Below are 22,116 nucleotides of genomic sequence, written 5' to 3'. Positions count from 1 at the left end.
TCACTCGTTGTTCGGTTTTGAGAGCTCAAACTCTCAAACAGCTTGCTTTTGCATGGAGCTTGTTCTTTGAAAACTAGATATCGAAACGAAACAAACGCGAATTAGAACATTCCTTTTTAGCTGAACTTGTGTTAAACAAGTTTAAATAAAAACGGTAGATTGCTGGAGCGAGTGATCGAAATGGAGCGACTTTTGGATTTGGACGTAGTCCAAACCAAGCGGAGCGACAGCTCGAACACGAGCGCAATGGTTAAGCTACTAAGAGCACACGGAGGATGCCTAGGCGCTAGGAGCCGATGAAGGACGTGGCGAACAACGAAACTGCCTCGGGGAGCTGTAAGCAAGCTTTGATCCGGGGGTGTCCGAATGGGGAAACCCAGCTGGGGTAATTTCCAGTTACACCTAACTGAATACATAGGTTAGTGTGAGGCATACCAGGGGAACTGAAACATCTAAGTACCCTGAGGAAGAGAAAACAATAGTGATTCCGTCAGTAGCGGCGAGCGAACGCGGAGAAGCCCAAACCAGAGAGCTTGCTCTTTGGGGTTGTGGGACGTCTCACATGGAGTTACAAAGGAACCGGTTAAGCGAAGAGGTCTGGAAAGGCCCGCCAAAGAAGGTAAAAGCCCTGTAGTTGAAAGTTGGTTCCCTCCGAGACGGATCCCGAGTAGTGCGGGGCACGTGAAACCCCGTATGAATCCGGCAGGACCATCTGCCAAGGCTAAATACTTCCTAGCGACCGATAGTGAAGCAGTACCGTGAGGGAAAGGTGAAAAGCACCCCGGAAGGGGAGTGAAATAGAACCTGAAACCGTGTGCTTACAAAAAGTCAGAGCCCGTTTTAGGGGTGATGGCGTGCCTTTTGTAGAATGAACCGGCGAGTTACGTTCCCGTGCAAGGTTAAGGTGAAGAGCCGGAGCCGCAGCGAAAGCGAGTCTGAATAGGGCGACTTAGTACGTGGACGTAGACCCGAAACCGGGTGATCTACCCCTGTCCAGGGTGAAGGTGCGGTAACACGCACTGGAGGCCCGAACCCACGCATGTTGAAAAATGCGGGGATGAGGTGGGGGTAGCGGAGAAATTCCAATCGAACTCGGAGATAGCTGGTTCTCCCCGAAATAGCTTTAGGGCTAGCCTCGGAAAACAGAGTCGTGGAGGTAGAGCACTGATTGGGTGCGGGGCCCGCAAGGGTTACCAAGCTCAGTCAAACTCCGAATGCCATAGACTTACTTCCGGGAGTCAGACAGTGAGTGCTAAGATCCATTGTCAAAAGGGAAACAGCCCAGACCATCAGCTAAGGTCCCCAAGTGTGTGTTAAGTGGGAAAGGATGTGGAGTTGCACAGACAACCAGGATGTTGGCTTAGAAGCAGCCATCATTGAAAGAGTGCGTAATAGCTCACTGGTCGAGTGACTCTGCGCCGAAAATGTAACGGGGCTAAACACACCACCGAAGCTATGGCTTGATGCTTTGCATCAGGGGTAGGGGAGCGTTGTATAAGGGTTGAAGGTGTACCGTAAGGAGCGCTGGACATTATACAAGTGAGAATGCCGGTATGAGTAACGAAAAGATCAGTGAGAATCTGATCCGCCGAAAGCCTAAGGGTTCCTGAGGAAGGCTCGTCCGCTCAGGGTAAGTCGGGACCTAAGGCGAGGCCGAAAGGCGTAGTCGAAGGACAACAGGTCGAAATTCCTGTACCACCGTAAGCCGTTATGAGCAATGGGGGGACGCAGTAGGGTAGTGACGCGGACTGATGGATGTCCGTCTAAGCAGTGAGGCTGATGTGTAGGCAAATCCGCACATTGTAAGGCTGAGCTGTGATGGGGAGCGAAAATTGTAGTAGCGAAGGTCATGATCTCACACTGCCAAGAAAAGCCTCTAGCCAGGTGATGGTGCCCGTACCGCAAACCGACACAGGTAGGCGAGAAGAGTATTCTAAGGCGCGCGGAAGAACTCTCGTTAAGGAACTCGGCAAAATGACCCCGTAACTTCGGGAGAAGGGGTGCCCCGGTAGTGTGAATAGCACGAGGGGGCCGCAGTGAAAAGGCCCAAGCGACTGTTTAGCAAAAACACAGGTCTGTGCGAAGCCGTAAGGCGAAGTATACGGGCTGACGCCTGCCCGGTGCTGGAAGGTTAAGGGGAGTGGTTAGGGAGTAATCCCGAAGCTGTGAACCGAAGCCCCAGTAAACGGCGGCCGTAACTATAACGGTCCTAAGGTAGCGAAATTCCTTGTCAGGTAAATTCTGACCCGCACGAATGGCGTAACGACTTGGGCGCTGTCTCAACGAGAGATCCGGTGAAATTTTAATACCTGTGAAGATGCAGGTTACCCGCGACAAGACGGAAAGACCCCATGGAGCTTTACTGCAGCTTGATATTGAATTTGGGTACGATCTGTACAGGATAGGTGGGAGCCTTTGAAGTGTGAGCGCCAGCTTGCATGGAGGCAACGTTGGGATACCACCCTGATCGTATCTAGGTTCTAACCTGGTACCGTAATCCGGTGCGGGGACAGTGTCAGGTGGGCAGTTTGACTGGGGCGGTCGCCTCCTAAAGAGTAACGGAGGCGCCCAAAGGTTCCCTCAGAATGGTTGGAAATCATTCGAAGAGTGCAAAGGCATAAGGGAGCTTGACTGCGAGACCTACAAGTCGAGCAGGGACGAAAGTCGGGCTTAGTGATCCGGTGGTACCGCATGGAAGGGCCATCGCTCAACGGATAAAAGCTACCCTGGGGATAACAGGCTTATCTCCCCCAAGAGTCCACATCGACGGGGAGGTTTGGCACCTCGATGTCGGCTCATCGCATCCTGGGGCTGAAGTAGGTCCCAAGGGTTGGGCTGTTCGCCCATTAAAGCGGTACGCGAGCTGGGTTCAGAACGTCGTGAGACAGTTCGGTCCCTATCTGTCGTGGGCGTAGGAAATTTGAGAGGAGCTGTCCTTAGTACGAGAGGACCGGGATGGACGTACCGCTGGTGTACCAGTTGTTCCGCCAGGAGCACCGCTGGGTAGCTATGTACGGACGGGATAAACGCTGAAAGCATCTAAGCGTGAAGCCCCCCTCAAGATGAGATTTCCCAGTATGTAAGACCCCTTGAAGACGACGAGGTAGATAGGCTGGGGGTGGAAGTGCAGCAATGCATGGAGCTGACCAGTACTAATCGGTCGAGGGCTTATCCAATAGCAAGTGATAATTCGCATGTTTCGTTTCGAATCTAGTTTTCAGAGAACGATCTCTGAAGCATATTCCCTGATAGCTCAGTTGGTAGAGCACTCGACTGTTAATCGAGTTGTCACAGGTTCGAGCCCTGTTCGGGGAGCCATATGGAGAGGTGTCCGAGCTGGCCGAAGGAGCACGATTGGAAATCGTGTAGGCGTCACAAGCGTCTCGAGGGTTCGAATCCCTCTCTCTCCGCCATAATATTAAGGCCCGTTGGTCAAGGGGTTAAGACACCTCCCTTTCACGGAGGTAACAGGGGTTCGAATCCCCTACGGGTCATAATAACTTCAAAAAAAGAAGTTGATTTTTACAACAAGATTATGATATGATCATAAATGTGTTGTTCGGAGGCTTAGCTCAGCTGGGAGAGCATCTGCCTTACAAGCAGAGGGTCGGGGGTTCGATCCCCTCAGCCTCCACCATATAAACTTTATAACGACGCGGGGTGGAGCAGCCCGGTAGCTCGTCGGGCTCATAACCCGAAGGCCGCAGGTTCAAATCCTGCCCCCGCAATTATACTTTCCTTTGAGAAAGTGATCTGGAACCGTGGTGTAGTTGGCCTAACATGCCTGCCTGTCACGCAGGAGATCGCGGGTTCGAATCCCGTCGGTTCCGCCATTTAATCTTTACATGAGGCAAACTGTTCACTACATCTGCTGTATGGCACTGATGCCCTATATAAAGTGTAAGGAATTAAGATTAGACTTTATTATGGCTCGGTAGCTCAGTCGGTAGAGCAGAGGACTGAAAATCCTCGTGTCGGCGGTTCGATTCCGTCCCGAGCCACCATTTTTAAAACAATTTAATATGCCGGTGTAGCTCAACTGGTAGAGCAACTGACTTGTAATCAGTAGGTTGGGGGTTCAAGTCCTCTCGCCGGCACCATGTAATCCTGGAGGATTAGCGAAGTGGCCAAACGCATCAGACTGTAAATCTGCTCCCGTACGGGTTCGGTGGTTCGAATCCATCATCCTCCACCAGTTTTTAGGGGCATAGTTTAAAGGTAGAACAACGGTCTCCAAAACCGTTGGTGTGGGTTCAATTCCTGCTGCCCCTGCCAATTAACTTTTTAGAAAATAACCTTTTGTGGCGATCGTGGCGAAGTGGTTAACGCACCGGTTTGTGGATCCGGCATTCGGGGGTTCAATTCCCCTCGATCGCCCCTTTGTTTTTTTATTTTTTATTGGGGATTAGCCAAGCGGTAAGGCAACGGACTTTGACTCCGTCATGCATAGGTTCAAATCCTATATCCCCAGCCATTATGCGGACGTGGCTCAGCGGTAGAGCATCGCCTTGCCAAGGCGAGGGTCGCGGGTTCGATTCCCGTCGTCCGCTCCAAAATATGGCGCCATAGCCAAGTGGTAAGGCACAGCTCTGCAAAAGCTTTATCCCCAGTTCGAATCTGGGTGGCGCCTCCAGCATATGCCGGCGTGGCGGAATGGCAGACGCGCTCGACTCAAAATCGAGTGGGAAACCGTGGAGGTTCGAGTCCTCTCGCCGGTATATTGAATAGCCCTACATGTTGCTTATGCAATGTGTAGGGCTATTTTTATTTTATATAAATTGCTTTTTTGTATTGTAAGGATAGTTGGACGTTAATAAAGATTGACGTATGATTATATTCAGTATATTGTAGATAAGTAAAGTCTTTAATATAAAGGAGTGAAGTAGAGTGACTAATGGAAAAAATGTATCGGATACCGATCTCTTATTTGATCTTTCTGTATGGGAAGAGGCATGGAAGAATCGTCCGAGAAATTCAAAATATAAGAAGAATAGTACCCCCGTTAATACAGAAGAAGTTTTTGAGCGCTGGGCCAGGGATTATCATGCACAGTCGTTCACTGAAGAAGGAAAGCAGCGTTCTGAGCGCATTATGGGCTGGATTGAGAATCAGGGTGTGGAATTCGCAGGGTTATCCATTTTGGACATTGGAGCCGCTTCAGGCATATTTACCATTCCTTTTGCGGAGAAGGGTGCAAGTGTGACCGCAGTTGAGCCTTCTGAGTTGCTTGTCTCCCTTATGAAAGAGACGATACCTTCAGCTCTGGAATCCAAAATCGAAATCGTAAACGAACGATATGAGGAAATCTCTATTCAGGATAAAGGCTGGGAGAAGAAATATGACTTTGCATTTGCATCCATGTGTCCGGCGATGTCGGATTGGGAAACGATCGAGCAGGCGATCAATTGTGCCCGGAAGTATGTGTATATAAGTACTATGGCGGGACAGAAGGAACACACACTAATGGATGAACTTAAGGATATACTGGGGGTAACTTCTTCATATAAGGCCGGTGATATGGGTTATATTCAACAATTGTTGTATTTGAAGGGGTATTCATACACCATGATCATTACGAGAGAAGTTAACTCATTTGAAGTACCGGTGGAAGATGTTGTAGAGAAGCTGCCAGAATGGCTTAATACGTATGAGTTACCATCGGATGAAGATTCTCTCAGATTGGCTGAGAAGTATATCCGAGATACATACAAGGATAGTACGGTGACCTTCTCACACGGAGCAAGGTTTGGTAAAATTCTAATTCAACTTGAGCAGCCCAATATGAAAACAGTTTGCACTAAGGATAAACGATAAATCGTATAAGCTGCGTACGGTCTGAGGATCAGGAATAGAGACGTGGCAACTTAGTCTTACGTCTGAGGTAACGCTAGCAAGCATTGCACCGCCACCACAAGAAGATGCACGTGTGAAACATATGAAGTTAAGATTATAGAAATGAAATTGTAAGTGAAGGGAGCAGATATGTGCTCCCTCTTTTTTTGAAGCGAATAATTAATTGACTATACTAAACAACATCTTCGGTTACTTGAAGATGTTAAGCTGCTTCATGAGACTGCACATGGCTAAAGCCAATCTTTATTCAAACATCGAGACAACGAAAAGCAAAACACAGACCTAGTTTTCAGAGAATGATCTCTGAAGCATATTCCATGATATTTCAGTTGGTAGAGCACTCGACGGTTAATCGAGTTGTCACAGGTCCGAGCCTTGTTCGGGGAACCATATGGAGAGGTGTCCGAGCTGGCCGAAGGAGTACGACTTACAATCGTGCTCCTTTTTCTAATTTCTGTTCGACACTTCTGCTTTTTGCTTACGCTCCCGATACTGACCGGGGGTGATTCCTTCCCATTTACGGAATGATCGGATAAAGTTTTGCGGATTGTTGTACCGAAGTCGTGCTGCGATATCTTTAACGGTTAGATCACTTTCGTCCAGCCATTTTTTAGCGATATTAAATCGGTACTTGGTCAGATATTCACTAAATGCACAGCCTGTCTCTTTGCGGAAGACACTACTTAAGTAGTTGGCATTGTAGTGAAGCTTCAAGGCACATTCCTCAAGCGTCAGATCCTTATCATAATCTTGATGAATCATGGCAATCATCTTCTCAGATATATGCTGATACTGGGCATACTGTCTTGCTTTAAAAACCTGGATGATGGGCAAGATGACTTGATGTTTAAACCAATTCTCCACCTCAGAGGCGTACTGCAAACCATGAAGTTCATGAAACATCGAGCCACGACCTTGGGAGACCTGTCCGAGTCGTATGCCGGATTCCTGAGTCATTTGCAAAATATGCGTGAGTAGCCTCGTAAGAGCCACCTCATACTCCTCGGGTGTAACCTCCATACCAAAGATCACTTCAAGCAGTTGTTGCAGAAGAGCAGAGGCCTGAACTTCGTCCGCACTTTGAATAGCTTGGATCAACGAATACTCCAATGATTCCGGGTAGGTCATGGACCAAGTGGGAGCGTAATGATCTATGTTCTCATATTGAAAAATAATGCCTGTTCCCAGCTTCATCCGATGCCTCAGTGCTTCCATGGCTTCTGTGTAAGCTTGAGGGATGTGATCTAGAGAGCTGTGCGGCTGGCTGAATCCTATACTGACTTGAAGAGCCAGAATCTTATCAATCTGTTGTTGTAACTGGTCTGTCAATACATATAGCTGCTGTGAAAAAATAAAATGATCCTGTTCCACGGTGCCAATCACCGTGACTACCGTATGTTCCAGCACAATGGGAAGCAATTGTTGGTTATGCACAACCGTTTCCTCCAATATATTTTGAATAGCAAATAATAAGAGGTCACGATCACTAGCACTATATTTTGTATGATTAACGAGATCGGCCTGTAATGTAATAACAGCAATTTGTTGCCATTCCCGAACCTGATGTGTGTAGCCATATTCATTCAGGGTGTCATGAAGAGTATGAACAGGGATCTTAACCTGGAACAGATTCATCATAAAATGATTGCGAATCTGCAGCAGATGCATATTAAGTGTGTTCTCTAATTGGGAGCGAGAGGCAGATAATTGTGAGACCCCTGCTCTGATCTGTTCGAACTCATCAGAAAATGGTGGTGATTGCTGCGCTACCGTGTTTCCTTCTTTGGACAGGTGGTTGTCACCAAGTTGAGTTAAAAGTTTACGAATCGGGACATGCATTCGCTTGGAACCGAGCCAGGCGAGTAGTAATGAAAGTAAAAGTAAGAAGATACTGATATACAAGGTGTGTAATCCGATATTGATATATTCTTGTGTCAGAATATTGGTAGGTGAAATTAGAACATAAGTCCATCCTTTTAAGGTAGAAGGGCTATACGTCAGGGAGTAATGTGTATCGTCGATCTTAACTTCTTGGTTTTCAAAGCCTGTTGAAAATGTGATGGGTGATAGTTTGTTTATGTTAGCTTCCGTATCCCGATCCTGTAATCCAATGGCAGACAATGGTTGTCCAATGTATACAGGATCGGGATGGACCAAGATACGTTGTTCCCGATTCAAAATGATCAGTCCTGAGGCAGCATTGCCTAAGGAAGCTTCGCCTAGTGTATTTTGCAAAGAACATGCAGGAATTCCCGCAATCAGGGCAGCATCGGAAGACGTATTCAGATTCGGAATAGATCTCGCAAGGGCAATATGATAAATACAGCCTGTACCGGGTGAACGCTCATCATTGCTGAACACCGATGAAGGGGAGAGCTGCCATCCAGAGGTTAGCGTATCCGAAATCAATTCCTTCATGGGAAGAGCCAGTGGGAAATCCGTATTACGATATAATCCGGCATGATCAATAAGCCAATTCTGAGATTGATTCACCAGGGTAATATCCAGCAAAGGTTCCCATGACCTCATATTCTGAAATTCGCTCTGCAGCTTGTCGGCAAGCAAAGGTCCTTTCCCTTCTAGTGAAGAAGAAGCAGACAGGGAACGAAGGGTTACTGGAGAGCGAACGGCCTGATCAAGCATATAACTGACTGTAGCGAGTTTGTGTTCTACGTTGGATTGCATTTGTTCCAGCAACTGTCTGTTGGCCTGCATACGATGCAGCTCAGTTTGGTTTGATGAATAGATAAATGCGGCAATTCCCGTTAACAAAATGGGCAGGGTGCTTAACAGGATTCCGAAGATGATCATTTTATGGAGATAGCTGATTGGTCGCACAGTTTCAGTTCCACCCCTGACATTAGAAATAGTAACACTTTCTATTTTAGTAAACGCTTACATATAGAACAATCTAAATTTTGTTTATTTGGATAAATAAGTAATTTTATTTGAGGCAAAAGAGATTGGCATTGGATTATTGATGTGTACTCCTTTTGTAATGAAAACCTGGGATACAACTTCGATAGATTGTGGAATACGGAATAAGGGGAAACGAAAGTGAAGGGTAAACGTAAATAGAGACATGGACATCATTCTTGCTACCTGGTGATATCGGGTGAAGTAGAGCCTGAATACGGGGAATAGAAGGTATCTGGAGTGCTGTTCAGCTTAGGTGGAACGTTGGTCTTATATAGGGACAGTCAAAGGTCCAACTAGATCCCCGACCTGAGTCTAGGATGAAAAACCGTCCACGGTCTGTTTTGAAAAGTCGCAGAATCCCCTAGAATAAGGACATAAGGTTAAACAAGAAACACAGAAGCAAAAAAACAAGAAACAAACGAACAAATGACTCAACACATTAAAAGGAACGAATGGAAAGGGCGGTGAACAACAATTATGAGATTGAATAAGGGAAATGGCTGGGCGATTGTATTGATTGCGCTGGGTGCACTACTCCTCTTCGGAAAGTTAACTCCACTTCTTGGACACTTAATGGGTTATCTGATTCCGGTCCTGATGATTGCACTGGGATATTACGGAGTTAAACGAGGGAATGTGATGCTTGGCTGGATTGTTCTCATCATCGGTATCATCTCACTGATGGGTAAACTGGCATGGTTGATCGGACCGATCATCGCGATCGGGTTAATCATCTTTGGTATCTCAATGCTAAGCAATAACCGCAGTCGTCGTGGTCGGTACTAAGCTTTCACGATTATGAAAAGGAGGACAGAACATAATGAGTGTATTTCGTCGAATGCGGGATATTACCGTAGCCAATCTGAACGAACATTTGGAGCAAAGTCAGGACCCAGTCAAACTGATTGATCAGTTCCTGGTCTCGACCCGCCAAGACATCGGTGAAGCCGAGAAACTTCGTCATCAATATGCAAGCCATACCAGACAAATGAAACAACAAGCCGATCAGGCAGCAGGTATGGTGAACAAACGGGAAGAACAGGCTTCCATGGCTCTGAAAGCAGGGGAAGAACATCTCGCTAAGCTGGCCTTGCAGGAGAAAATCCTCCACGAGGAAAAAATGGAACAGTACAATGAATTGTATGCACAAAGTTATGCGGCATTACAGGAGCTGGATGAACAGATCGACCAGCTGAAGGTTGAATATCAGAATGTATACAGCAAACGTCAATATTACTACGCTCGTATGCAGACGATTCAGTTACAGCAACGTATGAACCAGAGAGGCAATCACAACGGTCAGAATGTACCCCGTATGTTTAACCGACTGGATGATCAAGTCTCTGATCTCGAATATGAAGCACAAAGTCTCCGCGATATCCGGCGGATGAATCAAGATGGTTCAGGAGTGACTGGCAGCATGTCATCCTCTACGTTGGATAAGGAACTGGAACGCTTAAGACAAAAATTGAACAATGACAGAAAGGAGTAGTCACAATGAGTAAATTATACCGCTCGGCGCGTAATCGAATGCTAACAGGTTTGATCGGTGGCATTTCTGAAAATCTCGGATTGAGTACCACGCTGCTACGTATCATTTTCTTCATCAGTATTTTCGCTACGGGAGGTACATCATTGTTGATCTACTTCATCGCTGCATTGGTGGTACCAAAGGAATCCAACCACGTTGATCCATATGCTTATGATTCCAACGTAAGAGGATACAAGTAAACGAAAGGAGCAAGCACATGAGCAAATTATACCGCTCAACGCGTGACCGGATGTTAACCGGCTTGTGCGGCGGAATATCCGAAACCATCGGAATGGATTCCACCCTGCTGCGTATCATCTTTGTTATCAGTATCTTCGTAACTGGCGGCACGTCGTTGTTAATATACTTTATTGCAGCACTGGTGGTACCAAAAGAACCGTATCCGCCTTATGATCCATATGGCTACGGTCCGGGCCCAGGCCCTGGTCCTGGCAGAGGATACAACAACTATGATCACCAGCCACCAAGAGGTCCTTTTCAAAATAATCACAACCAACAAGGTCCTGGTAACTTCGGTCCCGGCCCTGGATTCAACGGCAGACCCCAATCTGGTCCCCGTTCTTATGATAACAACGCCTACGGAGCAGGATCACCGCAAGAAAGTGAACTTGATTCCATGATGAAAGATATCGAGAAAAAAGCACTGAAAAAAGAAGTTGAAGAGCTTCGCCAAAAATTATCTCGTTACGAGAAGGGAGAAAAGTAAAATGGGAGTATTTAAACGGATTAAGGATATGACGAAAGCATCGGTAAATGATATGTTGGATAAAGTTGAGGACCCGATTGTAATGTTGAACCAGTACTTGCGTGATATGGAGGCTGAGATTCATGAGGCAGAGGTAACTGTTGCCAAACAAATGGCAAATGAGCGTCGCATGAAACAACGTTTGGATGAAGCGGAGCGTACTTCGGTACAACGTGAGTCCCAAGCAGAAGCTGCTCTGTCTAACGGTCAGGAAGAAGTGGCACGCAAATTGTTGGAAGAGAAAATCTACTTTGATCAAAAAATTACGGAGTACAGCGAACTGCATGCACAGTCCGAAGCACAAGCAAAAGATCTGTTGCAACAGTTGCATGATATGAAAGATGAGTTCTACAAAATGCGTAACAAACGTAATGAACTTGTATCCCGTGCACAAATGGCAAAAGCCAAAAAACAAATGTCTTCCATCAACAGCTTGCATTCGATCGAAAGTGGCGGCGCATCACTTGGATTCCACCGCATGGAAGAGAAAATCATGCAGCTGGAAGCTGAAGCTGACGTAGCTCGTGCACCTTATCGCAACACATCATCCACGTACACGAATCCTGTAGATGTGGAAAAACAGTTCAAAGTGGATCAGCAATTACAAGCCCTCAAAAATAAAATGGGCAATGGTTCCAAGAATGAAGCGAACGGAACTTCAAAAGAATAACTGTTCGCTTAGTGGACAATATGATATTCTATAAATCGTGTATAATGTACGGTTGGTAGAACAAAAGTTAAGCCATACAGGACTTCATTGCCTGGTATGGCTTTTCCGTTGAATAAAGAGAGATTAACTTACAGAGGGGGTGCGGCAGGGATGAATCAAAAGAGTAAATGGCTTGCAGTTGTCATTATGATTATTGGCACAATGATGTTATTGAATGACAATATTAACTTCCTGACCGCTGCCGCACTGATTCTGTTAACGGTTGGAATGCTTCAAGTCCGCAATGGGGATACCCGCAAAGGTCATCGGTATCTTGGCATTGGTGCGGCACTGTTATTGCTGGATAATTTAATGATTGTATTTTTGATTGTACTGGCTTCTTTAGCTTACTTTTATTCGAAAAACAAAAAGATTCATCTAGACGAAGGTGTTATGAAGAAACAGAATTTCATGGCTCGGTACTACTGGGATCAATCATCCTGGACGTTACGTAGTATGAGTCTGTGGCATGCCATAGGTGAGGTTAACGCCGATCTATCTCTTTCGATTCCGGAGGAGAAACAAACAATTGTGCTGCTGCAAGGAGTTATGGGTAATGTTCGCCTCACACTACCAGAAGATTATGGTGTGGAGATTGAAGCATCGGTTCTTTTCGGCCGGATTAATCTTCTTGGAGAACAAGATAGCGGCATGATGAACAAATTAGTATGGAGAACGCCTGGATATGAATCCAGTGAACATAAAGCAAAATTTGTCATTTCTTATATTGTTGGCGACCTAAACATCAGTAATCCGTAGTAAAATAGATGAAGAGAAGGAGGAGACCCCGATGAAGACAAAACGACATACCGACATGGTAACCCGAAGTATGGGTGAAGGGATCCTCCTGGTTTTCATTGTGCTTGCTGTTATTTTGTATGTATTGTATACATATGGTTATCTTGCTCCGTTTACAGGCTGGCGGCATCTGATTCAATCGGGTCTGGCCTTATTGCTGCTTCTGATTGGGATTGGTGCGGTCTTTGGGTTCTATCAGAGTTACCGGGTTAAACGTCGGCTCGAACTGCTTCGGGAAACACTTCTACTGTGGGAGAAGGGCTCTCTATCACGCACTGTACCTGATCTAGGCGATGATGATGTGGGCCGTTTAAGTGAGCAACTCGGACGAATCGGCAAAAAGTGGGAAGATCAGGTATCTTCGCTCCAGCGATTGTCTACTCATAATGCACAGCTTGCTGAACAATCCAGAATTACGGCTATTGTGGAAGAGCGGCAGCGTTTGGCACGGGAACTGCATGATGCGGTATCGCAGCAATTGTTCGCGATATCCATGACAGCAACAGCCGTTGGACGGAAGATGGAAAAAGATTTTGAACGTGCTCAGAGGCAGGTGGCTTTGATTGAGGAGATGGCTTCGGTAGCCCAGTCCGAGATGCGTGCGTTACTGTTACATCTGCGGCCAGTCTATCTGGAGGGTAAACATCTCGAACAAGGTCTGCGTGATCTGGTGATGGAACTGAAAACAAAAGTACCCATGGACATTGTGCTCGAAATGGACGAAGACATTGATCTGATCAAAGGCATCGAGAATCATCTGTTCCGGATCGTTCAGGAGGCTATGTCCAATACGTTACGGCATGCAAAAGCGGAAAAAATGGAGATACGGATCCAGCGCCGTACTGACGCGATTCGGGTATTGATTCGTGATGATGGGCAAGGCTTCGATCTGGATGAGAATAAACAGGCTTCCTACGGTCTGGCTAACATGCGTGAACGTGTTACGGAGATTGGCGGAGCCATACATTTTGTAACAGCGCCTGGTAAGGGAACGCGGATTGAGATTACGATACCTTTGATGAACGATGAAAGCGAGGAAGAACATGTCAATGGAACCGGAAGTCGAAACGGAGACGGAAACGTCGATCAAAGTATTGCTCGTGGATGATCATGAGATGGTACGTATTGGTCTTGCAGCGGTACTGGATACCGAAGATGGAATTGAAGTTGTTGGTGAAGCAGGTAGTGGAGAGGAAGGCATTCGGCTCGCACAGGAATATAAGCCTGATGTTGTTCTGATGGACCTGGTTATGGAAGGCATGGATGGCATTGAGGCTACTCGTCAGGTACTTAAAATGTATCCGGAGTGCAAAGTCATTGTATTGACCAGTTACCTGGATGATGAAAAAATGTATCCTGTCATTGAAGCAGGCGCATTCAGTTATCTGTTGAAAACATCAAGAGCCAATGAAGTGGCAGATGCGATTCGCGCAGCCGCTCGCGGACAATCCGTTCTGGAGTCACAGGTGGCTTCGAAAATGATGAATCGGTTCCGGCAGCCACAGGCAGCAGCTCCTTTGCATGATGAGTTGACAGACCGTGAAATGGATGTGCTCCGGTTGCTCGCCAAAGGTAAATCGAATCAGGACATCGCTGATGATCTGATCATTGGTATCAAGACGGTCAAATTCCATGTTACCAACCTACTGGCAAAATTGGGCGTAGACGACCGTACACAGGCTGCGATCTATGCTTATAAAAACGGACTTGCAGAGTAATAACAAGAACTATATGCAATAACATCATTAAGCCAAAGAACCGTGCATTAATGTGCGGAAGTTATAGATAAGAGATGATTTATATAAATTGAATTAAAGATTTACACAAAACGGAGAGGACAGAAGGAACCTGAAGAAGCGAAGCTAAAAGCTTTCTGAAAGAAAGCTACTTCGGAAGCATAAACTTCGCCTTTATCCCCGGATTTTTACCTTGAAAAAGGGAATCAAAAAATCTGGGGATAACAGCGATCAGAAGGTTGTTCTGTCAGCGGAGTGCGAGTGTAGATATTGATTAGTTCAATTTATCTAGAAAAGGATGAATGGAAAGCTCCGATCTGCCATGCATGTGGTGGGTGGGGCTTTTTTGCTGTGTTCAGAAGAAGTATAGCTAATGTGGGAAAGGGGCATGCTGTTGATAGATTCATAGAATGCAAGAAAGAAGCGGGGGATTCAAATGTTAAATCGTTGGATGACAGCAGGTATATTGGCAATAGCAATCATTATTCTTATCGGTGTGACACAGGTATACGCAGAGAAGAACGAATCCAAAGCAGCCCAACTGGAACAGTTAATCGATACTGCTGACAGCATGATTGATAATGTTGATCGTCTGGTTATTAAATGGCAAGGAGAAGGCAAGGGAGATGCACAAGCGCAGGCCGTGTTACTGGCAAGTCACTTGGGGCTTGAACCACCTGTGCGGGTACGCCAGACGGGCCATGATGTGTATCGCAGTGAGATGGTTGTCAATGAGGCTACTGGAGCAGCAGGGATGTTGGTTAATGTCGTCGAGACAGGAGATAACGGCTACTACGCCATCGTACAACTTTCAGGGGATGCCCACACGGATCGGAAGGCATTAATGACAGTACATGAACAGATCGGCCAACTGCTTGTAGATTCAGGCATGAAGGCAACCTGGAATATGTCTGTACAAGGAACGGCAGCTAACGCTATTAAACGTGATGCGAGTCAGCAGTTGGCATTGATCGAGAAACACTTGTCTGCTAATGTGGATATCGCCTCCGTTGAACGTTATACAGATGCAGGCACTGCAAGTGTCTCTTATAAGGCGGCTGAGCTGCCATTGTCGATCAAGAGTGGCTCGCATATGTTGAATATGCAACTCGCAGTTCACCAAGTTGGGGAAGAGGTCGATAATCGAATTACAGTGGGGTTTCCGGTGATTACGATTGAATATTAAGGGATGAATTTTTCATGAATTGGGACCCAATATTGAGAATCTTTATCAGAAAAATGAGTTTGAAATAGTGCATCCATTCAGTTGATATGCTAAAATGGCATCACATCCAAGAAGGAACTTGCTGGTAATTGACAGTTGTATGTCGTGCATATATAACACCATTACATAGCTCGGGGAGAGCATGAAGGTTATCTTCCCGGAAGAAAGAGGAGCCCATGGTTGAAAAACAATTGCAAGATGAAGTACAGACACCAGGCGCAGTATTTTTCATTTTTGGAGCAACGGGTGATTTGGCCCGCCGGAAGCTGTTTCCGGCTATCTACAGTCTTTACCGTGAAGGCAAACTTGCCGAAGACTTTGCGGTTATTGGCGTAGCACGTCGTCCGAGGTCCCCAGAAGAATTCCGGGAAGACATCTATGAATCCATTAAAGAGTTCTGCCGTTATCCAGCGGGGGAACCTGATGAGTGGAACGCTTTTGTCGATCATTTTGAATACAAAGCACTGGATATCAATAATGTGGAAGGATTCAAAGAGCTGCGTGCGCAGACGGAGCATCTGGAATCAAAGTTTAACACGCCGGGGAATCGGCTGTTCTATCTGGCACTGGCACCTGAGCTGTTTGGCAGTGTCTCTTACAGTTTGCGGGACGGTGGTATGTTGGAAAGTCAGGGGTGGAACCGTTTGGTGATCGAAAAACCATTTGGTTATGATCTGCAATCGGCCGAACATCTGAATGAGCAGATTCGTGAGGTATTCCGTGAAGAGGAAATCTATCGGATTGATCATTATCTGGGCAAGGAAATGGTGCAAAATATCGAAGTGATCCGTTTCGGAAATGCTTTTTTTGAACCGCTCTGGAACAACAAACATATTGCCAACGTTCAGATTACGCTGGGTGAGACGGTAGGCGTGGAAGAACGTGGTGGTTATTATGATCACTCCGGAGCACTCCGTGATATGGGGCAAAACCATATGCTTCAGATGCTGACGATGATTGCGATGGAACCGCCGAGTCGCCTATTCCCGGAGGACATTCGGGATGAAAAGGTTAAGGTATTGCGTTCGTTGCGGGCGTTCACATCGGATGAGGAAGTGAGCAACAACGTTGTGCGGGGACAGTATGCCGAAGGGGAGTACCGTGGCAAGCAGCTTCCCGGTTATCGTCAGGAAGATAAGGTTGATCCGCAGTCGAATACGGAAACTTATTTTGCAGCACGTGTATTCGTGGATAATTTCCGCTGGGCGGGAGTTCCATTCTACATTCGGACAGGCAAGCGTCTTCCGGTGAAAACGACCGAGATCGTAGTTGAGTTCAAGTCGATGCCAAACAACGTGTACCTTGGGAAAAAGTATAAATTGGAACCGAACCTGCTAGTTATTCGGGTGAATCCGATGGAAGGCATATATATCAAAATCAATGCCAAGAAACCAGGCTCGGATTCCGAGATTCAGCCACTCGCAATGGATTTCTGTCAGAGCTGCATGATTGGAATTAACTCGCCTGAAGCGTATGAACGTCTGCTGCACGACGCCGCAGAGGGGGATTCTACGTACTTTACCCGTTGGGATGAAGTGGCAACAGCCTGGTCCTTTGTGGATCGGATTGCAGCAGCCTGGGGACAGAATCAGGGGGAGCTTCATACGTACCCTGCTGGAACATGGGGGCCAGAAGCGACAGACAAACTGCTGGAGCAGGACGGATTTCACTGGTGGCCGGTGAATGGTCAGGACGAGGACAGCGTGATCTGGCAAGTGAATGGTTAGGGTAAGGGCATTAACAATGGTAATAAGAACATACACAACATGACTGAGCCTGGGGACATCGCAAATTTTGCGGTGTACCCAGGCTTTTTGGCGGGGAAAGGCAGGTACCCATCCTAAGGAAATAAGTAATTTAAATTAAGTTGTTGACAAAAAGTAAGTATGTAACTTATACTCAACACATGAGATAAAGAGTTACGCAAATGACAAACTTCATTCGGGCAAACGTTTCGGATAAGTTATCATTCATGAGATAAAATGTAAACCAGTTGAAGGGGTTTGCGTCACAGAGAATCATGAAGAAAAAATGTGCATAATATCTTTAATCTAAGAATACTATTTTGTATATATCGAATGGAGGAAAAAGAAAATGATGTTGGATGTAGGGTTGTTGTTGATTCGTTTGGTGATTGGATTGTCGTTCATGGCGCATGGGGCTCAGAAGCTGTTTGGTTGGTTCGGAGGTTACGGGATCAAGGGTACAGGTGGCTGGTTTGAGTCGATGGGCATGAAGCCCGGTGCATTGGTGGCGTTACTGGCTGGACTCGCTGAGTTCGGTGGTGGACTGTTGCTGGCTCTGGGTCTGCTCACACCGGTAGGTGGCATTCTGATTGCATTGACGATGGTTATTGCGATTGTGAAAGTCCATGGTGCGAACGGTTACTGGTCCACACAGAACGGATTCGAATATAATCTGGCGATTCTGGTGATTGGTGTAGCGCTGGCCCTGACAGGTGGCGGACAATACGCGCTGGATGCATTGATTTTCTAAATCCGATAAATAAAAATGAATTGAGGAGTGCCTGGATGCCATGATTATGGCTGAAGGGTGCTTTTTTTTGCAAGTGAAAAGAGAAGAATCTGCTGTAGTAATCGGTTATTTTCGGTACAGATTATGGTACAATAGGAGAGTTGGGTTAAGAAGCAGTTCACGGTATACATGAAAGCACAGATTTGAGGAGGATGAACTCCATTGTAAATGTGTAAAATTAATCTAGTGTGTAAATACCTCGTATGCAAAATGACCAAGTGTACAATCAACCGGCCTCGCCGGATTGCATAAAGATTGAATGATGGACCGGCCATGCCGGATTAACGTGAATGAACGGACGAAAGGGATTAAACCTATGAGCAAAGCTGCAAATGAAATTCTTCAACAGGAAGTGGACAAACGCCGGACGTTTGCCATTATCTCTCACCCGGATGCGGGTAAAACTACATTGACCGAGAAACTGTTGCTGTTCGGGGGCGCGATTCGCCTTGCGGGAACGGTAAAAGCTCGGAAAGCCAGCAAACACGCAACAAGTGACTGGATGGAAATTGAGAAACAACGGGGGATCTCGGTTACCTCTTCCGTAATGCAATTTGATTATCTGGATCATCGTGTCAACATTCTGGATACACCGGGTCACCAGGACTTCAGTGAAGATACGTATCGTACACTGACGGCTGCCGATAGCGCGGTAATGTTGATTGACGTGGCAAAAGGTGTCGAGGCACAAACGATCAAGTTGTTCCAGGTATGTGCGAAGCGTGGGATTCCAATCTTTACGTTTATCAACAAACTCGACCGTGAGGGTAAAAGCCCGTTTGACCTGATGGAAGAACTTGAAAATGTACTGGGTATTCGTTCGGTTCCGATGAACTGGCCTATTGGTACAGGTCGCGAGCTGTGCGGTGTCTATGACCGGATGAAAAATCAGGTGGAGTTGTTCCAAGGGGACGATCACTCGACGATTAAAGTACAAAAGGTAGATGGTTACAAAGATCCGATTATCCGTGAGATGGCAGGGGAATATCTGCATGATCAATTGTGTCAGGATCTGGAGTTGCTGGATATCGCGGGCGACCAATTCGACATGGAGAAAGTTCAACGCGGCGAATTGACCCCTATTTTCTTCGGTAGTGCGATCAACAATTTCGGCGTACAGACTTTCCTGGAGAACTTCCTGGAACTGGCACCGAAGCCTGAACCACGTCGCAGTACGGCAGGAGAGATTCAGCCAACAAATGAGAAATTCAGCGGTTATGTGTTCAAGATTCAGGCAAACATGAACCCGGCACACCGGGATCGTATTGCGTTCCTGCGTATTGTGTCAGGCAAGTTCCAACGTGGAATGAGTGTGAAGCATACTCGTGTGGGCAAAGAAATCAAGCTGTCACAGCCACAGCAATTCCTGGCACAAGACCGGGATATTGTAGAAGAGGCGTATGCTGGCGATATTATCGGTTTGTTCGATCCGGGTATTTTCCGGATTGGCGATTCACTGAGCCAAGGCAGCGAAGTTATTTTTGAGGAATTGCCAACGTTCTCACCAGAGATTTTCGCCAAAGTTACCGTGAAAAATGCATTGAAACATAAACAGTACCAAAAAGGAATTGATCAGTTGACGGAGGAAGGAACCATTCAGGTATTCCAGACGGCAAGTTTCGACGAGACAATCCTCGGCGTAATTGGTCAACTTCAGTTCGAGGTATTTGAATATCGGATGAAAGGCGAGTATGGGGTAGATGTGCAATTGCAGCGTATGCCTTATCAGTTCGCTCGCTGGATCGTGGACGAGAATCTGGACCCAAGCAAATTCCGGATCAACTCTGCACTTGTAAAAGATAAAAAAGGGAATTATGTGGTGCTCTTCGAAAATGAGTACGCAATGAGAACGGCTATGGATAAAAATCCTACAGCTCAATTCCTGGAGACTGCGCCTTAAGTAAAGACAAAAGTATTTCGTGGGATTGTTAAAAGGTTAGTTAAACGTGACAAGTTCATGTGATGAGACAGAGCTTGTTAAAAATAAGATCCCTCCGCCGATTGGCGGAGGGATCTATTGCTATACACCTTACCTGGAGGCGGGTATGATCCAGCCGAATAAGGGAAAGCTTTCTTTTGCAGACAGAACAAACGTAATGATGGTTACCTTACCCTCCAATGCTTCGATTAACGAAGCGGTTGAACGGGAATGGTGTGCAGATGCTCCTGCGCGATTTGAATGAGTTCTTCCTGCTTGGCAGGTTCTGTGTTCTTCCAGATCATCTCGAAAATGGCGCCAAGTCCAGGTAATGCAGCTTCTGGTCCATCTACTGAACCTTCAATCATCTCCCGGAGCTGATCATCACTCTTGTCATGAACTTTATGAACAATCGCTTCACGCAGGCTTAATGTAATGGGCATCGCAATTCCCTCCTCGTATATTCGGCTGCTCTAATACTGTTCCCTGGGAAGCGCGAGCGCATTCAAGTTTATCAGGCTTTGTGGTATACTACGAAGGATTATTTACGTTAGCATGGGTATCCGTAATGATGCGTCATGCTGAAGAGCAGCGGGAGGTTAAGACCCTAATGGCCAAGAAACAGTATGCCGTAATTGGCATGGGACGGTTCGGATCAAGTGTTGCCAATGCACTGAGTGGCATGGGATTTGACGTGCTGGCAATTGATGCGGACGAGCAGCGGACTCAGGAAATGTCCAATGTGGTGACCCATGCGGTATCGGCAGATTCAACAGATGAAGAAGCGCTGCGTGCGCTGGGCATACGGAATTTCGACGTTGTCGTTGTGGCGATTGGTGAAGATATTCAGGCGAGCATTCTGACAACCCTGATATTAAAAGATATGGGTGTACCCGTTCTGATCGTAAAAGCCCAAAATGAGCTTCATGGTAAGGTATTGCAGAAGATTGGGGCGGATAAAGTCATCTATCCTGAGCGGGATATGGGACTGCGCGTAGCCCATCATCTGACCTCGCCTAATATACTGGATTATATCGAATTGTCTGAGGATTACAGCATTCTGGAGATGAGAGCTTCCGAGCAGATGATCGGCAAGAATCTGATGGAATTAAACATCCGGGCACGTTTTGGGTGTAACGTGATGGCGATCCGCAGTGGGAATTCGATGAACATTTCGCCGTACGCTGAGGACCGGATCGAGGCTGGAGATGTGCTAATCATTGTGGGTCACAAGGATCATTTGACGAAAATGGAGCTTGCGTATCCGAAGTGATGGATGCAGATGGGAAGGATGGAAAGATGGATATTGTATCACCGCAAAATACACGTGTAAAAGAATGGGCACAGCTGCTGGAGAAAAAGCATCGTACCCGTCAACATAAATATATCATTGAGGGCATTCATCTGGTACAGGAAGCACTGCGTGCCGGAGCAGATCTGGAGTGCATTGTGTACGACGGAGAGCAGGGCGTACCTAGCGAACTCGCCGGGCTTGAGAATCCGCTACAGCGTGTGGAGTGGGTTAGTGTAACTCCTGCGGTTATCGCCAAATGTACGGATACGATGACACCACAGCCTGTATTCGCGATTGTGCGTAAAGGCAGTGAGCCACTGGAAAGCCTGATCGCAGGAGCGCGTGGGCTTGTTGTTGTGTTGGATGGAGTTCAAGACCCGGGTAATGTGGGGACGATCATCCGTAGTGCGGACGCAGCTGGAGCAGCGGGGGTTGTACTTGGAGCGGGCTGTGCTGATGTGTATAACCCAAAGACGATTCGTTCGACGATGGGGTCATTGTTTCATTTGCCCATTGTGGAGGGCCAGTTGGAATCCTTGCTTCCCGAAGCGAAGGCTGCGGGCGTGAAGCTGGTAAGTACTTCTTTGCAGGCAGAGCATTCATGTTATAGTTATGATTTTACGCAGTCGGTATGGCTCGTAATTGGCAATGAAGGTAAAGGTATCTCAGACGCTACGGCACGTTTGGTGGATGATGCGATTACGATCCCGATGCAGGGACAGGCAGAGTCGCTTAATGCGGCTATGGCAGCGACGATTCTGTTGTTTGAGGCGATGAGACAGCGGATGTTTAACAAATAAAAAATTCATGTCCAATTTTATTTTTAACGTCC

17 protein-coding genes, 15 tRNA genes and 1 rRNA gene are annotated in these 22,116 nt (G+C 46.6%); 31 read left to right on the top strand and 2 right to left on the bottom strand.

Annotation, left to right across the window (positions count from 1 at the left end):
• Positions 1–248: 248 nt before the first annotated feature.
• The 17 genes from MKZ13_RS26150 to MKZ13_RS26070 all read left to right on the top strand — a co-directional run bounded on the left by MKZ13_RS26150 (position 249) and on the right by MKZ13_RS26070 (position 5,814).
• Positions 249–3,176 (top strand): 23S ribosomal RNA (locus tag MKZ13_RS26150).
• A 66-nt stretch (positions 3,177–3,242) separates the two neighbouring features.
• Positions 3,243–3,318, top strand: a tRNA-Asn gene (locus MKZ13_RS26145).
• 3 nt (positions 3,319–3,321) lie between these two features.
• A tRNA-Ser gene (locus tag MKZ13_RS26140) sits at positions 3,322–3,413 on the top strand.
• A 9-nt stretch (positions 3,414–3,422) separates the two neighbouring features.
• A tRNA-Glu gene (locus tag MKZ13_RS26135) sits at positions 3,423–3,494 on the top strand.
• A gap of 67 nt (positions 3,495–3,561) precedes the next feature.
• Positions 3,562–3,637, top strand: a tRNA-Val gene (locus tag MKZ13_RS26130).
• A 17-nt stretch (positions 3,638–3,654) separates the two neighbouring features.
• Positions 3,655–3,728 (top strand) — tRNA-Met (locus tag MKZ13_RS26125).
• A 27-nt stretch (positions 3,729–3,755) separates the two neighbouring features.
• Positions 3,756–3,833: transfer RNA gene (locus MKZ13_RS26120), tRNA-Asp, on the top strand.
• A 95-nt stretch (positions 3,834–3,928) separates the two neighbouring features.
• A tRNA-Phe gene (locus MKZ13_RS26115) sits at positions 3,929–4,004 on the top strand.
• A gap of 20 nt (positions 4,005–4,024) precedes the next feature.
• Positions 4,025–4,100 (top strand) — tRNA-Thr (locus MKZ13_RS26110).
• Between the two features lie 9 nt (positions 4,101–4,109).
• Positions 4,110–4,195: transfer RNA gene (locus MKZ13_RS26105), tRNA-Tyr, on the top strand.
• A 6-nt stretch (positions 4,196–4,201) separates the two neighbouring features.
• Positions 4,202–4,275 (top strand) — tRNA-Trp (locus tag MKZ13_RS26100).
• Positions 4,276–4,304: 29 nt separating this feature from the next.
• A tRNA-His gene (locus tag MKZ13_RS26095) sits at positions 4,305–4,377 on the top strand.
• Between the two features lie 22 nt (positions 4,378–4,399).
• Positions 4,400–4,474, top strand: a tRNA-Gln gene (locus MKZ13_RS26090).
• A gap of 4 nt (positions 4,475–4,478) precedes the next feature.
• Positions 4,479–4,553, top strand: a tRNA-Gly gene (locus MKZ13_RS26085).
• Positions 4,554–4,559: 6 nt separating this feature from the next.
• Positions 4,560–4,633, top strand: a tRNA-Cys gene (locus MKZ13_RS26080).
• 6 nt (positions 4,634–4,639) lie between these two features.
• Positions 4,640–4,718 (top strand) — tRNA-Leu (locus tag MKZ13_RS26075).
• 169 nt (positions 4,719–4,887) lie between these two features.
• Entirely contained in the window at positions 4,888–5,814 is a 927-nt protein-coding gene (locus MKZ13_RS26070) for a class I SAM-dependent methyltransferase (protein ID WP_221823665.1), read from the top strand.
• A 486-nt stretch (positions 5,815–6,300) separates the two neighbouring features.
• On the opposite strand, the gene MKZ13_RS26065 is transcribed toward MKZ13_RS26070, so the two are convergent.
• The gene (locus MKZ13_RS26065; protein WP_339179359.1) at positions 6,301–8,691 is read right to left on the bottom strand and encodes a helix-turn-helix domain-containing protein; all 2,391 of its coding nucleotides are present in this window, start codon (positions 8,689–8,691) and stop codon (positions 6,301–6,303) included.
• 558 nt (positions 8,692–9,249) lie between these two features.
• Between MKZ13_RS26065 and MKZ13_RS26060 the strand changes: the two genes are divergently transcribed.
• From MKZ13_RS26060 to MKZ13_RS26005, 12 genes are all read left to right on the top strand, one after another.
• A complete protein-coding gene (locus MKZ13_RS26060; RefSeq protein WP_017692311.1) occupies positions 9,250–9,558 on the top strand; it encodes a hypothetical protein in 309 nt (102 codons plus the stop codon).
• Positions 9,559–9,592: 34 nt separating this feature from the next.
• Positions 9,593–10,264, top strand: a complete 672-nt coding sequence (locus MKZ13_RS26055) for a PspA/IM30 family protein (RefSeq protein WP_017692312.1) — start codon at positions 9,593–9,595, stop codon at positions 10,262–10,264.
• Positions 10,265–10,269: 5 nt separating this feature from the next.
• On the top strand, positions 10,270–10,503 hold the full coding sequence (locus MKZ13_RS26050; RefSeq protein WP_017692313.1) for a PspC domain-containing protein: 234 nt from the start codon (positions 10,270–10,272) through the stop codon (positions 10,501–10,503).
• A gap of 17 nt (positions 10,504–10,520) precedes the next feature.
• On the top strand, positions 10,521–11,030 hold the full coding sequence (locus MKZ13_RS26045; RefSeq protein WP_339179355.1) for a PspC domain-containing protein: 510 nt from the start codon (positions 10,521–10,523) through the stop codon (positions 11,028–11,030).
• Position 11,031: 1 nt separating this feature from the next.
• A complete protein-coding gene (locus MKZ13_RS26040; RefSeq protein ID WP_017692315.1) occupies positions 11,032–11,739 on the top strand; it encodes a PspA/IM30 family protein in 708 nt (235 codons plus the stop codon).
• 150 nt (positions 11,740–11,889) lie between these two features.
• Positions 11,890–12,537: a cell wall-active antibiotics response protein LiaF gene (liaF, locus tag MKZ13_RS26035; protein WP_036605686.1), complete on the top strand. Its 648-nt coding sequence runs from the start codon at positions 11,890–11,892 to the stop codon at positions 12,535–12,537.
• A 31-nt stretch (positions 12,538–12,568) separates the two neighbouring features.
• Entirely contained in the window at positions 12,569–13,684 is a 1,116-nt protein-coding gene (locus tag MKZ13_RS26030; RefSeq protein ID WP_237178504.1) for a sensor histidine kinase, read from the top strand.
• A complete protein-coding gene (locus tag MKZ13_RS26025; protein ID WP_091020933.1) occupies positions 13,626–14,294 on the top strand; it encodes a response regulator transcription factor in 669 nt (222 codons plus the stop codon). The genes MKZ13_RS26030 and MKZ13_RS26025 overlap by 59 nt, the downstream gene beginning before the upstream one ends.
• A gap of 469 nt (positions 14,295–14,763) precedes the next feature.
• Positions 14,764–15,498: a YwmB family TATA-box binding protein gene (locus MKZ13_RS26020; protein ID WP_339179349.1), complete on the top strand. Its 735-nt coding sequence runs from the start codon at positions 14,764–14,766 to the stop codon at positions 15,496–15,498.
• A gap of 215 nt (positions 15,499–15,713) precedes the next feature.
• Complete coding sequence (zwf, locus tag MKZ13_RS26015) at positions 15,714–17,264, top strand: glucose-6-phosphate dehydrogenase (protein ID WP_036605690.1); 1,551 nt, start codon at positions 15,714–15,716, stop codon at positions 17,262–17,264.
• Positions 17,265–17,634: 370 nt separating this feature from the next.
• Positions 17,635–18,033: a DoxX family protein gene (locus MKZ13_RS26010; RefSeq protein ID WP_024634146.1), complete on the top strand. Its 399-nt coding sequence runs from the start codon at positions 17,635–17,637 to the stop codon at positions 18,031–18,033.
• Positions 18,034–18,388: 355 nt separating this feature from the next.
• The gene (locus MKZ13_RS26005) at positions 18,389–19,972 is read left to right on the top strand and encodes a peptide chain release factor 3 (protein ID WP_127548121.1); all 1,584 of its coding nucleotides are present in this window, start codon (positions 18,389–18,391) and stop codon (positions 19,970–19,972) included.
• 227 nt (positions 19,973–20,199) lie between these two features.
• Here MKZ13_RS26005 and sspI read toward each other — a convergent pair whose 3' ends face one another.
• Positions 20,200–20,433, bottom strand: coding sequence for a small acid-soluble spore protein SspI (sspI, locus tag MKZ13_RS26000; protein ID WP_036673259.1), 234 nt, complete (start codon positions 20,431–20,433; stop codon positions 20,200–20,202).
• A gap of 128 nt (positions 20,434–20,561) precedes the next feature.
• Here sspI and MKZ13_RS25995 point away from each other — a divergent pair, with 128 nt between their 5' ends.
• Together MKZ13_RS25995 and MKZ13_RS25990 are read left to right on the top strand one after the other, a co-directional pair.
• A complete protein-coding gene (locus tag MKZ13_RS25995; protein ID WP_076254620.1) occupies positions 20,562–21,263 on the top strand; it encodes a TrkA family potassium uptake protein in 702 nt (233 codons plus the stop codon).
• Between the two features lie 26 nt (positions 21,264–21,289).
• Positions 21,290–22,084, top strand: coding sequence for an RNA methyltransferase (locus tag MKZ13_RS25990; RefSeq protein WP_339179346.1), 795 nt, complete (start codon positions 21,290–21,292; stop codon positions 22,082–22,084).
• Positions 22,085–22,116: the final 32 nt, after the last annotated feature.

This window comes from Paenibacillus sp. FSL R5-0701 (genome assembly GCF_037973995.1).
In the GTDB taxonomy this organism is placed as follows: domain Bacteria; phylum Bacillota; class Bacilli; order Paenibacillales; family Paenibacillaceae; genus Paenibacillus.
Note: the sequence above shows the minus strand (reverse complement) of the source record. Positions and strands in the feature narration are given on the sequence as shown.

Excerpts from the sequence above, each read along its gene's own strand:
- MKZ13_RS26060 (WP_017692311.1), top strand. The coding sequence starts at position 9,250 with ATGAGATTGAATAAGGGAAATGGCTGGGCGATTGTATTGATTGCGCTG.
- MKZ13_RS26055 (WP_017692312.1), top strand. The coding sequence starts at position 9,593 with ATGAGTGTATTTCGTCGAATGCGGGATATTACCGTAGCCAATCTGAAC.
- MKZ13_RS26050 (WP_017692313.1), top strand. The coding sequence starts at position 10,270 with ATGAGTAAATTATACCGCTCGGCGCGTAATCGAATGCTAACAGGTTTG.
- MKZ13_RS26045 (WP_339179355.1), top strand. The coding sequence starts at position 10,521 with ATGAGCAAATTATACCGCTCAACGCGTGACCGGATGTTAACCGGCTTG.
- MKZ13_RS26040 (WP_017692315.1), top strand. The coding sequence starts at position 11,032 with ATGGGAGTATTTAAACGGATTAAGGATATGACGAAAGCATCGGTAAAT.
- liaF (WP_036605686.1), top strand. The coding sequence starts at position 11,890 with ATGAATCAAAAGAGTAAATGGCTTGCAGTTGTCATTATGATTATTGGC.
- MKZ13_RS26030 (WP_237178504.1), top strand. The coding sequence starts at position 12,569 with ATGAAGACAAAACGACATACCGACATGGTAACCCGAAGTATGGGTGAA.
- MKZ13_RS26025 (WP_091020933.1), top strand. The coding sequence starts at position 13,626 with ATGGAACCGGAAGTCGAAACGGAGACGGAAACGTCGATCAAAGTATTG.
- MKZ13_RS26020 (WP_339179349.1), top strand. The coding sequence starts at position 14,764 with ATGACAGCAGGTATATTGGCAATAGCAATCATTATTCTTATCGGTGTG.
- zwf (WP_036605690.1), top strand. The coding sequence starts at position 15,714 with ATGGTTGAAAAACAATTGCAAGATGAAGTACAGACACCAGGCGCAGTA.
- MKZ13_RS26010 (WP_024634146.1), top strand. The coding sequence starts at position 17,635 with ATGTTGGATGTAGGGTTGTTGTTGATTCGTTTGGTGATTGGATTGTCG.
- MKZ13_RS26005 (WP_127548121.1), top strand. The coding sequence starts at position 18,389 with ATGAGCAAAGCTGCAAATGAAATTCTTCAACAGGAAGTGGACAAACGC.
- sspI (WP_036673259.1), bottom strand. The coding sequence starts at position 20,433 with ATGCCCATTACATTAAGCCTGCGTGAAGCGATTGTTCATAAAGTTCAT.
- MKZ13_RS25995 (WP_076254620.1), top strand. The coding sequence starts at position 20,562 with ATGCGTCATGCTGAAGAGCAGCGGGAGGTTAAGACCCTAATGGCCAAG.
- MKZ13_RS25990 (WP_339179346.1), top strand. The coding sequence starts at position 21,290 with ATGGATATTGTATCACCGCAAAATACACGTGTAAAAGAATGGGCACAG.